Genomic DNA, 15,857 nt, shown 5'->3' with positions numbered 1-15,857 from the left:
CGTGGGCGGCCCAGAGATCCAGATTCGACTGTTCGGCGGCTTCTCCGTCGAAGTTGCCGGCATGGACGTCACCAGCGCGCTGCCGGGACGCAAGGGGCGAAAGGCGTTGGCCTTCCTCGCGGTGAACCATCCCACCGGTGCGACACGGGACGAGTTCGTCGACATCCTGTGGTCAGACAATCGACCCGCCGACCCCCGCGCCAATCTGCGCACCCTCCTGTCAAGGATCCGCGACGCCGTCGGTTCCCATGCATTGGAGGATGGGCCGAGACTCCGGCTCGCCATCGGTGACCTGGACACCGACCTCGCCCGCGCCCGCGTCCTGATGGCCGCGGCCGACGCGGACCGCGAAGCGCGGGCCGCCGAGGCTGCTGTCAACCACGCACGAGCTGCCGTCGACATCCTCGATCGGAGCTTTCTGCCCGACATGGAAGGCGAGTGGCTCGACCGGACACGACGGACCGTGGAGCGCGGGCTCAGCGACATGCTGCGCTGTATCGCTGACATGGGTTCGCTGGCTGGCGGCGACCTCGGGGACGAGGCGATCGCCGCGGCCCGCGAACTGGTGGAGCGTGACGGCTATCTGGAACGAAGCCACGCCCTCTTGATGTTGGCCCTGGCCCGCAGCGGTGAGGCCTCGGAAGCGCTGCGTGTGTTCGAGTCCGTGCGTCAGCAGCTTCTCGAAGAGCTGGGCACGTCGCCCGGTCCCGAACTCCAGGCACTCCATGCCGCCATCCTGCGCGACGAGGATCTCGGCTCCTCAGCCACCCAGCAGGCGACCGACATCTGGAGCCCGGACCAGATCCCACTGCCGCCTCCCGTTCTCGCAGCCGCTGAGCGTAGCTTCGTCGGACGTGATGCGCAGTTGCGAGTCATCGACCGACGAGACGACTCTCGACGCGGCAGTCGAGTTCTCACCGTCGTGGGCCCGCCGGGGATCGGCAAGTCCCGACTGATCACCCAGGCAGCGGCCCACGCAGGACACGACGGCCACATCGTGCTCTTCGGGCGTTGCGACGAGGGCATGGCCGTGCCGTACCAGCCGTTCATCGAAGCCATCGGGCACGCTGTGCGTTCGTTGAGTAACGAAGATGTCGAGCGACTCCTGGGTCGTACCCGAGTCGACCTGGCTCGGATCGTTCCCCAACTGGCCGAGGCCGATCCGCGGCCCGCGACCAATGAGCCCGACACGGACCGGTACCGGTTGTTCGAGGCGGTCGCGTACGTCGTTCGCAAGCTGGCGACTACCGTGCCGGTGCTGCTCATTCTCGATGATCTGCACTGGGCTGACCGACCGACTCAGTTGATGTTCTTGCACGTGGAACGAGCAGTCCGCGACCTCGACGTCACCCTGTTGATCGCGCACCGCAACACCGCAGCCGATCAGTCGGTTGGCTTCGCCGACCTGCTCGCCGAGGTCCGTCGAGAGCGCGAGTTGACCACGATCACGCTCGAGGGACTTGGCGACGAGGAAATTCGAGAGCTGGTTCAGGCCGAGATCCAGGGCCCACCTCCCGAATCCCTCGTCGAAGCGATCAGCCGGCGGACGGGCGGCAATCCCTTGCTCGCCCGAGAGCTCACCCGGGACCTCTGTGCGTGCCAGGATCCGACCGCCGCATGGCCGGACGGCCAAGACGTGCGCGAATGGCCCGTTCCCGAAGGCATCCGACAGCTCGTCATGCACCGGCTCGCGACCTTCGCCGCGACAGACCGCGACCTCCTGGTCCGCGCCGCAACACTGGGTCGAGTCGCACGTCCGATCGAGTTGGCGGTCGCGGCCGGAGTTCAGGCAGCCGTCGCACTCGCCGCACTGGAAGCGGCCACTGCGGCGGGCCTGACGGTCGAGTCCAAGAGTGAACCCGGGGCCTTCGCCTTCGCCCACCCCCTCATTCGCGAAGCGTTCATCGCGAGCACTTCCCCGGCCCGCCTTGGCCGCACGCACCTCGAGAACGCTGAGCGACTGGAGCAGCACTGGCAAGGCAGCGAGCTCGATCTCCACCTTCCGGAGTTGGTGCATCATAGAATCGCCGCCGCCGCCGTCGGCCTTGAACTGGAGACCGCCGTCGACTGGGCGGAGCGAGCTGCGCACCACGCCGAGCGACAGTTGGCGTACGAGGCCAGTGCCGAGCACTATTCGCGAGCGCTCGAACTCTTGACTGATCGCCCTGACTCACGCAGACACAGGGGCGGCCTGCTGCTCGGATTGGCCGCGGCACAGTGGCGCTCCGGCAGCCGCGACGACTCACGACTCTCTCGCCGCGCTGCCTTCGAGATCGCCACCCAACTCGACGATCCTGAGCTGATGGCCGATGCGGCCATCGGCCACGAGCGGTACTTCGAGCTCAACGCCTTCGAAGCCGATGAGGACCTCATGACCCGGGAGGCACTTGGACGACTGCCTGAACACCCAACAGCCCGACGAGCCCAACTTCTCGCCCGCCTCAGCAGGATCGACCATTCGACCGGGGACCGAGCTCGCACGTCGGGAGTGGCAGTCGAAGCCGTTCGATTCGCCCGCGAGAGCAACGATCGCGAAGTCCTGGCCGATGCTCTCAACGCCCTACTGCTTGCATTCCGGGCGCCGGGCTACCCGATGCACACGCGGCTGGCGGCTGCCTCCGAACTCATCGAAATCGGTCGGGAAGTCGGGAGCGGCGAACGCCGGCTCGAAGGCGAAGCGCATCGTCTACTCGCACTGGTGGAGGGAGGGCGGACCACCGAGATCCGGTCAGCAGTCGAACGCTTCGGCCGTATCGTCGAGGGGGTACGCCAACCCTTCTGGGTGTACTTCCGACACGCATGGGCCTCTACCTTCGCCTTCATCGAAGGGCACCTGGAGCAATCCGAGCGTCTTGCCGATCTTGCCACCGAGACGGCCATGGGAGCTCGATCGGATGCCGCGGACGGCGGCGCCGCCGCAACGGTTCAGCGCATGGTCGAACAAGGACGCGCCGAGGAGGTCGCCGACCTGGCCGCCCAGTTCGCCGCCGAAGGGGTCCACGACGGCGTCTGGCGCTCCGGCATGACGATGGTCCTTGCCCGGGCAGGCCGGTTCGAGGAAGCCAAGAGGTCTCTCGATGAGTTGGTCGGTCCGGATGGGATCAGACTGCAGCACGACGTTCTCTGGGGCATGGGAGCTTGCCTGTTGGCCGATGCGGCACATGTAATCGGAGACCGCGAGGCGGCGAGAACGATCTACCGTGAACTCGAGGCCGCGCCGCGCTGGATAGCCATGGCCGGCTCCGGCCGAGGGTTCCTGCTCGTGAGCCAGAGGCTCGGCCAGATGGCCCAGGTCATGGGCGATCACCCGCGGGCTCTCGCTCACCTGGCCGACGCCCGGCGTCAGGGCCAGGACCTTTCTGCGGGCCTGCTCATCGCATGGGCCGACGTGGAATCGGCTGCGACCCTGATCCGCCGAGGCGCACCCGAGGACGTGGCACGAGCCGAAGTCCTGATCGGATCCGTTGAGATGTTCAGTGAGGGGCGCGGACTCGGGCTTCTGGAGCAGCGCATCAGCGACCTTCGCACGGGCTGGACGCAGGGGCCGATGTTCGCCCTTTGAGGTGGGCTCGACAACCGGCTCCACCCTGCGGCCGCAGGTCGGCCACGCCCCGATTCTCGAGTGTAACCAAATGGTTGTAACCAAGTGGTTGACGTTGCGTAACCTATTGGTTAACGTCTTGCCATGACACGTCGAATCCAGGAACTCCCGATGGCCCGCACGTACGTCGTCTCTGGCTCGGCGAGCGGCATCGGAGCAGCAACGACGGCAATGTTGCGCCGACAGGATCACCGGGTGATCGGCGTCGACCTGCACGACGCCGAGGTTGTCGCCGACCTGGCAACAACGGAGGGCCGCGCCGATGCGATCGAGCAGATCAAGGCCCAGGCCGAGGTGATCCACGGCTTGGTCCCCTGCGCCGGGATCGCCGGACTCAGCGGCCTCGACCCTGAACGCCTGGTTTCGGTCAACTACTTCGGCGCACTGGCTCTGGTTCGCGGACTTCGCAGTGAACTGGCGGCCGCGGGCCGTGCCAGTGTCGTGTTGATCTCGTCCAACTCGGTGACCTGCCAGCCGGGCTGGTACCTGCCGGTGGCCGAAGAATGCCTGCGCGACGACGAGGAGGCGGCCTGCAAAGCTGCTGCTGACATCGATGCCGTCCGCGTCTTCCCGGCAACGAAGGCAGCACTCGCGTGGTGGGCCCGGAAAGCAGGTGTCGGCCCCGACTGGATCGACGCCGGCATTCGGATCAATGCCGTGGCCCCAGGCCCCACCACTGCGCCCATGACAGACCGTCTCCCGGAGGACTCGGAGGTGGATGTGTTCGACGAGAGCTATCCCACCGCCATGGGCCGACCCGGCCGCCCCGACGAGGTTGCCGCGATGGTCGGCCTGCTCCTCTCCGACGCGGCGAGCCTGATGGTCGGATCTGTCGTCTTCATCGACGGCGGCTCCGACGCCATGCTGCATCCGATGCGGCCCGACCCGATGGCGTGCGACCTGTGGGCCGAGCCTTCCTACAACGAGCGAGCAGCAAGCGCCAGTTCATGGACCCCCGTGACGGCCGCGTCCTGATCTAGGACACCTCGACTCGCACCACACACACAGACGATGAGCCATGACGAGCGACGCTGAAGCCCCGGATTCCACGGTCGCGATCCGGCTGCGCCAGATCCTGTTGGACCTTGCTCGACACGAGGACGCCATCGCGTTGTCCGAAGCGGCAGCCGTTCCCTACTGGGCACCCCATCCCCCGTCTGCCATCGGCCATCGCGCCGCGGCCGTCGCACTGCGCAACCAAGCCGACGCCTTCCTCCGGACGTCCTGAAAGCCGAGAACGCGGGCCACCCTGGATCTCAGGATGGGGTTGGGTTCCAGGGTGGCCCGCCAAGCCGGCTTCTCCGTATGGTGCAGACGCGCCGGGTCACCCGGGGGAAGGTTCCACGACTGTCAACGGTGAGGGGTCCGGCGCCGCCCGACTGTCTCCGGTCCGGCGGCTGATTCCAGCATCGCAGGCCAACGTTGCAGAGACCGTTGCAGTTCGGGGTGATTCACAAGAGGCACGGCTGCCCCGGGAAGGCAAGCAGGCACTTGCGCACGGTCCAGGAGCGCTTGGCGCCGGCTGGGTCGGTGAGCCCGTTGTGGTTGCTGGCTGCGCGCACTTCGAACGTGTGCGTGCCCGCGGCCAGCCGGCCATAGTCGGTCGGGGAGGTGCACGGCGCGAAAGCTCCTTCGTCCAGCCTGCATGCGTAGGTGGATGCGGGCTTGGAACTGGCGAACGTGAAGACGACCGCATCTACCGTCGTCGTCGTCCCGCTCGGGCCTGACACGATCGTGGTCACCGGCGCGGCAGCATCGATCACCACCGTCGCCTGGTCCGATGCAGCGTTTTCTGCTTCGTCGACGGCACGAACGGTCAACCGGTGCTCGCCGTGTGCCAGCGGGGCCGTCTCGTACCCGGAGGAGCAGGGGACGAACTCCTCGTCGTCAACGCGGCACTCCACCCGCTGCGCGGTCTCATCGACCGAGTACTCCACGACCGCACTGGTCGTACCCTCCCGTTGGACGAGATCCGAGATCGCCAACTCCGGCGGGGTCGTGTCCACGATCACCTCGGGCACAACAGCATCGGCCGGGTCGTACGGCGGCGGCGGAGCGGGCAGTAGACGGTCTCTACCGATCCCCTGGCTGGCCAGCGGTCCGGTCCGGATCCCGACGTACCCCAGGCTCCACGACTGGTCGGTGGCGGGGTCTCCACCGTCGATGCCGGTCGACGTGCCGATGCCCTCGTAGCCGTCGAAGTTGTCATAGCCCTTGACGCCTCCGGCGAAGGGAAAGACCGGGCGCGGCATGGGACTGGATGCGTACTCACAGGTGGTGACCCGCGCGAGCGCGCCGTTGTCGATCGTGGCGGCACCGGTCATGTCCAGGCACCGACCGCTGGACAGGTTGACGAGGTAGCCCAGTGGGTGCATCCCCCACTGCTGGTCGGCATGTTCGGGCGAGCTCCCGGCAACACAGTCGGAGAGCACCACGTTGCTGCCCTCGGCCTGCTGCGACGCAGGTCCCGCCACATCCAGACAACGACCGGACAGCAAATTTTGCAGGCGCCCCGTGCCCTGCACGAAGCGCCACACCTGATCCGTCGACGGGGCTCCGCTCGTCCCCGCTTGTGCGAACTGGCAGTCCGCCAGTTGCACGGGTGTTCCCGCAGCCTTGCCCGGGCTGCCCTTCACGTCGAGGCACGTGTACCTGATGCTCGCCACCGTGGTCCCGGTGCGCTGCGACCTGTTGTTGATGAGGAAGAATGACTTGCCCCGATACATGTCCAACTCGTTCTTGAACTGCAGGTAGTCGTCGGCCAATACTCCCCCGATGGCGTGCCGCACCTCCCGGTGCTTGGCGAGTGCGGCAGCGAAGAACTCGGTTCGCCGTTGGCTGAACAGATCGCAGCCATTCCCGAAGATTGACTTCGTGCAGGTCCAGTCCTTGCTGTAGACGAAGCGCCCGTTCCCTCGCGTGGCTCGCGCGAGAATCGTCGGCTCCTGGCCCGACCGCGACTCCCGCCTCAACGACACCTCGTCAGTCACGAACCGTGTGTAACGCGCCTCCTGCGTCGCCACCAACTGCCGCGTCTCTTCGAGCTCAGCCGGCATCACGACCTTCCTGAGGTGATCCTTGTTCAGTCCTGGCGGGCTCAGCAGGTACGACAGCGCGTAGGCACCGTTCTTCACTGCACCGACCACGGCGACCGCCGGGAGCGCCTGCCACGGGAGGTTCTCGAGTTCCGCCTCCAGCAGCGAGGCGCTGTTGCCGACGGTCTGGATCACGATGGCGAAGCCGGCGCGCTCCGCCGACGTCATGGTGTCGACCTTCTCGAGATTCGGCCGTTCACGCTCCAGCGTGCGCATGAGATCCGTGGACCGCGCATAGACGCTCTGCAGTGCTTGCTGGTCGACGACGGCGCCGGCCGCGCGCTCCATGTCCTTGATCATCAGGACCAGGGTGCTGGCCTCGTTCACGCCCAGGACACAGGTGCCGTAGTACCCGATCGTGCCCAATGCGGAGGCGAACCCGAGCGGCGAGAGGATGCTCACCCCCGGAAGCAAGCTCATGATGGTCATGCCGCCGACCCACAGGTAGCCCTTCGTCTTCCCGCATTCGCGATCCTTCAGGATCTCCGGAAGGCTGTCGGGGTCGTCGGAGGATGCGACCGCGGCTGCAGTGACCGGCCGAGGAACTGCGGTGGGAGCAGCGGCACCGACATCCGTGCCGCCGAGCACCAGCCCGACGGAGACTGCGGCCATCGCCAGACCAACGAATCGGGAACGGGACGAGCGAAGGAAGTGGTTCAACGGTGTGACTCCTAGGTCGCCGGACCACTTCGACGATGCACTGCGCTACGCAACACCGCTGTCATGGTCCGCTGTGCGGAAGGTGCCACGCACGGTGCCAAGCGACCGTTGTGGCGACCGTTACATGAAGTGTTACGTCGATCACTCATTGACCTGTCGTAACCATATGGTTACTATAAGCCATGACTTCACGCTCGCTCGCTGTGCTCGGCCTCGGGCTCAGCGTCGCCCTCGCCGTCGTCGGCCAGTCCTCGTCGGCCATGGCCGACGGCCTGACGTTGCCGCCGATCCCAGCATTGCGCGGGGTGCCGATCCCTTCGCTGCCAACGGACCTGCTGGTGCCGTCCTACGTCGGGAGCCCGGCCACACCTCAGCCGATCGCGCATCCGCCCATCCCGCAGAATCCGCATCTCGCCGACAACGGGCGCAGCAGCATGCACAACGACAGCTACAGCTCGGACGCCTACAGCGGATCCGGTCCGCTGGGCAAGAGTCCCAGGGTCACCTCCGCGATGTACGGAGTCCGTGAATGCGCCACGGTTACTTTCGATTCGCGGGGCCGCATTGAGGCACTCTGCGGCGGTCTCGACGGATTCACGATGATGCTGATCGACCCGACCACGCTGACGCCCATGGCGGAGTTGCCGATGCCTGGACGCAACCTGCTCTCCGCGTCCAATCCACTGACCGACCTGTGTGGTGGTAGTTATTTCGTACTGACCGCCGACGATCGCGCCCTCGCGCTCACGACCAGCGGCGAGATATGGGAGGTCGTCCAGACGGGTGAGAGCGGCCTGGCCAAGGAACGATCCTGGCCGCTCGCCACCCACTTGGCCGACCCGGACGACTGCCTGGTCGCGCTGACTCTCGACTGGGCCGGCCGCGCCTGGTTCTTCACCCAGTCGGGCGTGGTCGGGACCCTCGACCTGGCGACGGGAGCGGTGCACACCCTGAGCACCACTGAGGACATCTTCAACTCCGTCTCCGCCGACGAGACCGGCGGCGTGTACGCCGTGACGACACACGCGACCTACCGCTTCGACGCAGCTGTCGACGGGACACCCACCGTCACCTGGCGAGAAACCTACGATCGTGGCAACCGCACCAAGCCGGGCCAGCTCTCTCAGGGTTCGGGCACCTCCCCGACCCTGATCGGGGACCGCTGGATCGCCGTGACGGACAACGCCGAGCCGCGCATGAACGTCCTCGTCTACGACCGGCGGACCGGTGTGACCAACCGGCTGCACTGCACGACCCCGGTCTTCGGCGACGGGGCGAGCGCGACGGAGAACAGCCTCGTCGCCGCTGGGAACTCGGTGATGGTCGAGAACAACTACGGCTACACCAGCCCCCTCTCCACCCTCCTCGGCCGCAGCACGACGGCCGGCATCTCGCGGGTGATGATCGAGGATGGCGGCTGTCCGGTCGCGTGGACAAATAATTCGGTCGCGCCCACCTCGGTGGCCAAGGCCTCGCTGGGCAACGGCCTGCTCTACGCCTACACGAAGCCACCGAGGCGCGACACCCTTGACGCCTGGTACCTGACGGCCATCGACATTCGGACCGGAAAGACCGCGTGGAGCAAGCTCACCGGTACCGGCATCCAGTGGAACAACCACTACGCCGCGATCTATCTCGGTCCGGACGGGGCGGCGTACATCGCGACGCTGACCGGAATGGTTCGCCTGAAGGACCGCCCATGAGCACCTTCGTCGTTTCCGGCAGCGCGTCGGGGATCGGCGCCGCCACGTCAGCCCTGTTCCGGGCAGGCGGCCACAGGGTGATCGGGATCGACCTGTACGACGCCGACGTGGTCGCCGATCTCGCCACCCCGGATGGCCGCGCGAGCGCTGCACAGGGCGTCCGGCGACTCACAGACGTCGTGCACGGTGTCGTGCCCTGCGCGGGCGTCGCTGGCCTGACCGGAGTCGACTCCAAGCTCGTGGTGTCGGTGAATTACTTCGGTGCCATCTCTCTCGTGACGCAACTCCGGCCCCAACTGGCCGCCGCCAGTGGCGCGAGCGTCGTGCTGCTGTCATCGAATTCGACGGCGTGTCAACCCGGCTGGCCCGAGGACGTCGCCGACGCATGTCTCGACGGGGACGAGGACAAGGCCCGCGAGCTCGCCGCCACGCACGACGCCGTACACATCTATCCGGCGAGCAAGGCCGCCCTCGCGTGGTGGGCCCGGCGCGAGGGCATCGGCCCCGAATGGGCGGGCTGCGGGATCCGCGTGAACGCCGTGGCGCCGGGGCTGATCGCAACGCCCATGACGGACCGGCTTCGCGAAGACCCCGAGCTCGGCGTCTTCGCTGACGCCTATCCCAGTCCGCTGGGCCGCGATGGACGGGCGGATGAAGTCGCCGCTGCCATCAACTTCCTGATGTCCGATGCGGCCTCGCTGGTGGTCGGGGCGGTCCTGGTCGCTGACGGCGGGACCGAACCACTACTGAACCCCCGACGCTGACCTTGGGCTCAAAGGGCTAGAGCGCGGCTTGTACCCGTACCGCTCGCCTAGTCCCCCGCCTGGATGCGTACGAGACCGCCACCCGTGCTCCTGAGCGTGGGTCCGTGACATCGTCGAGGTGCCACATGTCGCAGTGCACGCGCGACTCCGTGAAGTCGACGACGCCGAATCCGTTCGCAAAACCCTCATGATACTTCACCCAGGGGCTGCCCAGCGCGAGGTTGGTCTCGAGGATGGTGTCGACGAGGTTGCCCACAGGTGTGGCCACCGTGTTGAGCCCGCGCGCGATCGATGGGGAGCTGACCCCCGGAACGATGAACTCGACGGCGTTGGAGGCGCGGGTCAGCAGGTAGCTGCCGGCGTCCTTGGGAATGTCGCAGACGAAGGTCTCGTGCACGTCGCCCGTGAGCACGACGACGTTCGCCTCGCCCTCGAAGGCCTTCGCGAGATGCTGCCGTTCTGCCTGGTACCCGTTCCAATCGTCGACGTACAGCGCTGGCGGAACGGCAAGGGGGATGTTGCCGGCCAGGGGCTTCAACAGCGCAGCCACCTGTCCAGGTAGGGCCGGCCCGACCTGGAGCGGGAAGAACGGCACCTGGTTGCCCAGCACCTGCCACGTCGCGGTCGAGCTCCTGACTCCACCGACCAGCCAGTCCCGTTGGGATCGGCCGAGCATGGTGCGATCAGGGTCCGTCACCGCCCGATCCACCGAAACGTAGCCAAGAAGGGCGCTGGCCGGTTGCTCGTCGCGGTACGACCGTTCGTCGAGCATCCAGAGGTCAACCAGTCGTCCGAACTCGAACTTGCGATGGATACGTTCGGCGGGATCGTGGGGGTCGGGGCGCACCGGGAGCCACTCGAGCCACGCCTGACGAGCCGCGTTGACCCGTGCCGGGAAGTCGCCCTCGCCAGGCCCGTGGTTCTCGGCACCTTCGCGCCAGGCGTCGTTGGCAATCTCGTGATCATCCCAGATCGCGATGACCGCATGCTTGGCGTGCATGGCTTGCAGGTTCGCGTCGAGCCGGTACTGACCGTGGCGCATGCGGTAGTCCTGCAGGGTGACGGTTTCGTGGATGGGCAGATGGCCCCGCGACTTCAACGGGCTCGAGACCCCGGCGACGACGGCGTCACGCGGGTACTCGTAGATGTAGTCACCCAGGTGGAGGACCGCGTCCAGTTCCATCCCGGCCAGGTGGCGGTACGCCGCGAAGTGACCCCACTCATGGTGGGCACATGAGACGACGCCGAACCTGACGGGTCGCACACTGTCGCGAGCGGCTGCGCTCCTCGTGGCGCCGGTCGGGGACGCACTTCCGAGCGCAAGGAACCGGTAGTAGTACCGCTGGCCGGGCTCCAGGCCACGCACATCGACCTTGATCGTGTGATCGGTGGCCGACCCGGTGACCGCAGTGCCGGTCTTGACGAGCCGTCGAAAATCGCAGTCCTGCGAGACCTCCCAGGTAACGCTCACCGCGGCGCCGATGCCAGATCCCGGGTGGGCGTCCGGCGAGACGGTGACGCGGGTCCAGATGACGACCCTGTCGGGCCGGGGGTCGCCGGACGAAACGCCGTGCAGGAAGGGGGTGACCGTTGCTGAGGCATGTCCACGAGCGCCCGATGCCAGGACGCTCGCCCCGCCAGCACCCAACGCAGCCAGCATTCCGCGACGACCGAGAACTGCCCTCAAGATCTCACCTTCCGTTTCGACCGCAGGCAGCCGATTCCAACGCCGACGTGTTCGTCGTCGGTCGGAGTATCGAGGACCCACCGTTGTCGAAACCGTTTCGCGGCCGACCGGCCAGCAGAGAGCCAGGCCAGCAGTTCCGGGCTAGAAGAGCCCGGCGACGAGGACCGAGCTCGTCGCCGGCGTGGGATCGACATTCCCGGCCGGGTCGATGGCGCGGACCGCGAAGGTGTGGGTGCCGAACGGGATGGTCACAGCATGCGGCGACGTGCACGGTTCGAAGGCAGCTTGATCGACCCTGCACTCGAAGGTCGACCCCAGCTCCGTGGAGGTGAAGGTGAAGGTGCCCTTCTGCGACAGCCACAGCGACAACCCAAGGAGGTTCGTGGTGCCCGTGATCTCCGTTTGCGGGGCGGTCGTATCCGCCGGGGGTGGCGCCTCCTCGTCGCAGGTGACACTCATGTCGACCGTGGCGGTCGAACCACCGTTCAGCGTGTAGGTGAACGTGTCCGGGGCCTCAGCGTCCTCGCAGTACCCAGCGCGCGGCGCGTAGCTCAGACCCGAACCGGAACCCGTGATCGCGACCACGCCGTGAGCCGGCTGCGTCACCGACTCCACCACCATCGGACCACCGTCGGCATCGGTGTCGTTGGCCAACACATCGATCTCGGTGGCCTCCGCGTCCTGTGCCACGGTCGAAGCATCATCGACCGCCACCGGCGCCAGGTCCACCGGCTCCGGCTCCGGCTCACAGGTGACCGTCACCGCGACCGTTGCCACGGAACCGCGGTTCAATGTGTAGGTGAACGTGTCCGGGGCCTCCACGTCGCTGCAGTACCCGACGATCGGCGCGTAGCTCAGACCCGAACCCGAACCCGTGATCGCGACCACGCCGTGAGCCGGCTGCGTCACTGACTCCACCAGCATCAGACCACCGTCAGCATCCGTGTCGTTGGCCAGCACGCCGATCTGCGTGGCTTCCGCGTCCTGGGGAATCGTCGCGGCATCGTCCACTGCAACCGGAGCCTTGTCCACCGTCAACGTGCCACAGATGACCTTTACGGTGACCGTGGCGGTAGAGCCACCGTTCAGGGTGTAGGTGAACGTGTCCGGGGCCTCGGCGTCGTTGCAGTACCCGCGGTTCGGTGTGTAGGTCAGAGCCGAACCCGAACCCGTGATCGCCACCGCGCCGTTGGTCGATTGCGTCACCGACTCCACCACCATCGGACCACCGTCCGCATCCGTGTCGTTGTCCAGCACATTGATCTGCTTCGCCGTCACGTCCTGGACGACGATCGCCGCATCATCGACTGCAGCCGGATTCTGGTCCACCACCTCCGGGACACAGGTGACCGCCATTTCGGCGGTGCCTGTCGACCCGCCATTCAGCGCGTAGGTGAACCTATCCGGGGCCCCAGCGTCGTTGCAGTAGCCGGAGTCCGGTGCATAGGTCAGACCCGAACCGGATCCGGAGACCGCGACCGTGCCGTTGGTCGGCTGGGTCACCGACTCCACCACCATCGGGCCGCCGTCAGCGTCCGTGTCGTTGGCCAGCACATCGATCTCGGTGGCCTCTGCGTCCTGGGCCACCGTCGCGGCATCATCGACCGCCACCGGCAGCAGGTCCACCGGCTCCGGGGTGCAGGTCACTCTCAACGAAACAGTGGCAACCGAGCCGCCGTTCAACATGTAGGTGAACGTGTCCGGCGGACCGGGACGATCAGACGGTGCGCCGACGGTGTCGTTGCAGTAACCGCGGTTCGGTGTGTACGTCAAGCCCGAACCCGATCCGGTGATCGCCGCCGCGCCGTTGAACGGCTGAGTCACCGACTCCACCACCATCGGGCCGCCGTCAGCATCCGTGTCGTTGACCAACACATCGATCCCGGTGGCCTCTGCGTCCTGGAGCACAGTGGCGGAATCGCCGACCGCGACCGGGGCCCGGTCCACCGGGGTGCAACTGACCCTCACCATGACCGTTGCTGTGGATCCACCGTTCAGCGTGTAGGTGAAGGAGCCTGAGTCGGTGCAGACGTCCCGGTCCGGCTCGTAGGACAGGCGCGATCCCGAGTCGACGATCTCCACCGACCCGTGCCGCGGGTGACCGACCGACTCGATCAGGATGGGGCCGCCGTCAGGATTCTTGTCGTTGGCAAGCACGTCGAGCAGGGACGGACCGGTCTCGCGGACCACGGAGATATCGTCGTCTTGCGCAACGGGAGGCGAGTCACCGCACAGCACCGTCACCCTGACCGTCGCGGTCGACCCGCCGTTCAGTGTGTAGGTGAACGGGCCCGAGTCGTTGCAGTACTGCCGGCTGGGCTCGTAGGACAGGCTCGCGCCTCCATCAACGATCTCGACCGACCCGTTGGTCGGCTGGGTGACCGACTCGATCCTGATCGAACCCCCATCCGCGTCGGTGTCGTTCGCCAACACGTCGAGTGCGGCCGGCAGACCGATCTCGCGCAGGACAGTGAGCTCGTCGTTCACGGCAACCGGCGGAGCGTCAGGCGCGACGACAGTGAAGGTGCGCGACGCGGGCGTGGGGTCGACGTTGCCGGCCGCGTCCGTAGCGCGGACCTCGAAGGTGACGAGCGTGCCGGACGCCGGAACGGGAGTCAGCGTGTGGGAGTTCGCGCTCGAGCACGAGCCGAAGGCAGGCGGTGTTCCCGGCTGCTGCCCGGGCGCCGTCAGGGTGAAACGGCAGCGGAACGTCGAGGGGAGGTCGTCCGAGGCGAATCCCAGGGTGATCGGGGTGTCCGAAGTCGTCGATCCCTCGGCCGGACCGGAGGTGATCGACGTGTTCGGCGCGATGCTGTCCATCGTGCGCCAAACCTCGCGACCGACACTGGCGCCGTCGTCGGCCGACAAGAACAGTTGGCCGCCGCTGGCCGTGAGGTACGTCGGCGAACTGCTCGCGGCGCCCGTTGCGACGTCGCCCACCCGTACGGTTCCGCCAGCGGTGCCATCCGAACGCCACAGCTCACGCCCGTGCGTGCTGTCGGTTGCCGCGAAGTAGGCAGTGCCGGCGATCTCGGTCAGCTCGGCCGGGCTACTGCTTCCGGCGACATTGATCTCCTTGACGCGGACCGTACCGGCGGCGGTGCCGTTCGACGTCCAGAGCTCACGATTCGTCTCCGCTCCTGCCTGGAAGAACAGCCGCCCGCCGACAGCGGCAAGCTCGGTCGGCTCGCCGCTCTGGTCGCCGAGGATGATGTCGGCGACTTGCACGGTTCCGGCAGTGGTGCCGTTGGACTTCCACAGCTCCCTGCCCTGTGCGGTCGTCGTCGCCGAGAAGAAGAGAGTGCCGCCGACATTCGTAAGCTCAACAGGCGCTCTGAGTAGGGCGTTCTGCGCGACCCGGACGGTGCCCGCGGAGGTCCCGTCCGACTTCCACAGCTCGTGAGATCCCGTGCCGCTCATCGCCGAGAAGAACAGTGTCGAGCCCACCGCGGTAAGTCTGAGCGGAAGGCTGCCCGTGGTGCCGGGGTTGATGTCCTTGACCCGCACCGTCCCCGCGGCGGTGCCGTCCGACTTCCACAGCTCGCGGCTGCTGGCGCCCGCGTCGGCCGCGGTGAAGAACAAGGTCCCCCCGACCTGGGTCAGGTCCTGGGGGTCGCCGCTACCGGCGCCGGGGGCGATGTCCTTGACCTGGACGGTCCCCGCCAGGGTGCCGTCACTCTTCCAGAGCTCGCGATCCGTACCGTCGAAGGCGCTGAAGAACAACGTGCTGCCGACCATGGTCAGCTCGGTGGGTGTGCTGCTCGCACTGCCCGCATTCACCTCTCCGACCTGCGCGGTGCCGGATGCGGTGCCGTTGGACCTCCACAACTCACGACCGCCGAACCCAGTCGCACTGAAGAAGAACACTGACGCACTGCGCTTGGTCAACTCTCGGGGGTCGCTGCTACCTGCTCCCGCGTTGATGTCACGGACCAGAGAATGCCCCGAGCCGTCGTACTTCCAGAGCTCGCGGTCACCCTGGGTGGCCGCGAAGTAGAGAGTGCCACCCATGTCGAGCAGGCCGGTTGGGTCACTTCCTGTGGCGCCAGCCTTGACGTCCGCAACGAGCGACACGCTGTCCGGCGGACCGGCCACGGCTGCGGGCACCAGGGGGGCGACCAGAGGCAGCGTCGCGGCCAGGGCCAACATCGCGACCGCCGAGAGGCTACGCCGCGTTCGGCGATCGATGGACCGGTGGTCATTGGTCATCCACATGAGCATCTCCTCGGGCGACAGGCGTGGTGAGCGCCTCCGCCGTTTCGTGATCCCGAGGATTTGAATGAATAGGGCAACGTAGGCCGCCGACCGTTGTCGAAACCGTTGCGGTGCATTCGAAGGCCCAGCGCT

General features: G+C 66.9%; 8 protein-coding genes. 5 read left to right on the top strand and 3 right to left on the bottom strand.

All coding sequences use genetic code 11. The features are described from left to right. Window position 1: 1 nt before the first annotated feature. The 3 genes from ASD84_RS16430 (at window position 2) to ASD84_RS16420 (ending at window position 4,829) form a co-directional block, all read left to right on the top strand. A complete protein-coding gene (locus tag ASD84_RS16430) occupies window positions 2–3,562 on the top strand; it encodes an ATP-binding protein (RefSeq protein WP_156392033.1) in 3,561 nt (1,186 codons plus the stop codon). 123 nt (window positions 3,563–3,685) lie between these two features. Continuing rightward, window positions 3,686–4,576, top strand: coding sequence for an SDR family oxidoreductase (locus ASD84_RS16425; RefSeq protein WP_235531148.1), 891 nt, complete (start codon window positions 3,686–3,688; stop codon window positions 4,574–4,576). Window positions 4,577–4,619: 43 nt separating this feature from the next. Continuing rightward, window positions 4,620–4,829 carry a hypothetical protein gene (locus ASD84_RS16420; RefSeq protein ID WP_056712815.1) on the top strand — a complete coding sequence of 70 codons (210 nt, stop codon included), beginning with the start codon at window positions 4,620–4,622 and terminating at the stop codon, window positions 4,827–4,829. A 223-nt stretch (window positions 4,830–5,052) separates the two neighbouring features. Here the strand turns inward: ASD84_RS16420 and ASD84_RS16415 are convergent, their stop codons facing one another. Next, the gene (locus ASD84_RS16415) at window positions 5,053–7,308 is read right to left on the bottom strand and encodes an RICIN domain-containing protein (protein WP_056712813.1); all 2,256 of its coding nucleotides are present in this window, start codon (window positions 7,306–7,308) and stop codon (window positions 5,053–5,055) included. A 230-nt stretch (window positions 7,309–7,538) separates the two neighbouring features. Here ASD84_RS16415 and ASD84_RS16410 point away from each other — a divergent pair, with 230 nt between their 5' ends. Continuing rightward, window positions 7,539–9,059, top strand: a complete 1,521-nt coding sequence (locus tag ASD84_RS16410; RefSeq protein WP_056712806.1) for a hypothetical protein — start codon at window positions 7,539–7,541, stop codon at window positions 9,057–9,059. Beyond that, complete coding sequence (locus tag ASD84_RS16405; protein WP_056712804.1) at window positions 9,056–9,823, top strand: SDR family oxidoreductase; 768 nt, start codon at window positions 9,056–9,058, stop codon at window positions 9,821–9,823. The genes ASD84_RS16410 and ASD84_RS16405 overlap by 4 nt, the downstream gene beginning before the upstream one ends. A gap of 16 nt (window positions 9,824–9,839) precedes the next feature. Here the strand turns inward: ASD84_RS16405 and ASD84_RS16400 are convergent, their stop codons facing one another. Together ASD84_RS16400 and ASD84_RS16395 are read right to left on the bottom strand one after the other, a co-directional pair. Further along, window positions 9,840–11,510 carry an alkaline phosphatase D family protein gene (locus ASD84_RS16400; protein ID WP_156392031.1) on the bottom strand — a complete coding sequence of 557 codons (1,671 nt, stop codon included), beginning with the start codon at window positions 11,508–11,510 and terminating at the stop codon, window positions 9,840–9,842. Between the two features lie 141 nt (window positions 11,511–11,651). Further along, window positions 11,652–15,725, bottom strand: coding sequence for an ELWxxDGT repeat protein (locus ASD84_RS16395; RefSeq protein ID WP_056712800.1), 4,074 nt, complete (start codon window positions 15,723–15,725; stop codon window positions 11,652–11,654). Window positions 15,726–15,857 lie beyond the last annotated feature (132 nt).

It is taken from the genome of Nocardioides sp. Root682 (assembly GCF_001427795.1).
Lineage (GTDB): Bacteria > Actinomycetota > Actinomycetes > Propionibacteriales > Nocardioidaceae > Nocardioides.
This window is presented reverse-complemented; position numbering and strand designations above follow the sequence as displayed.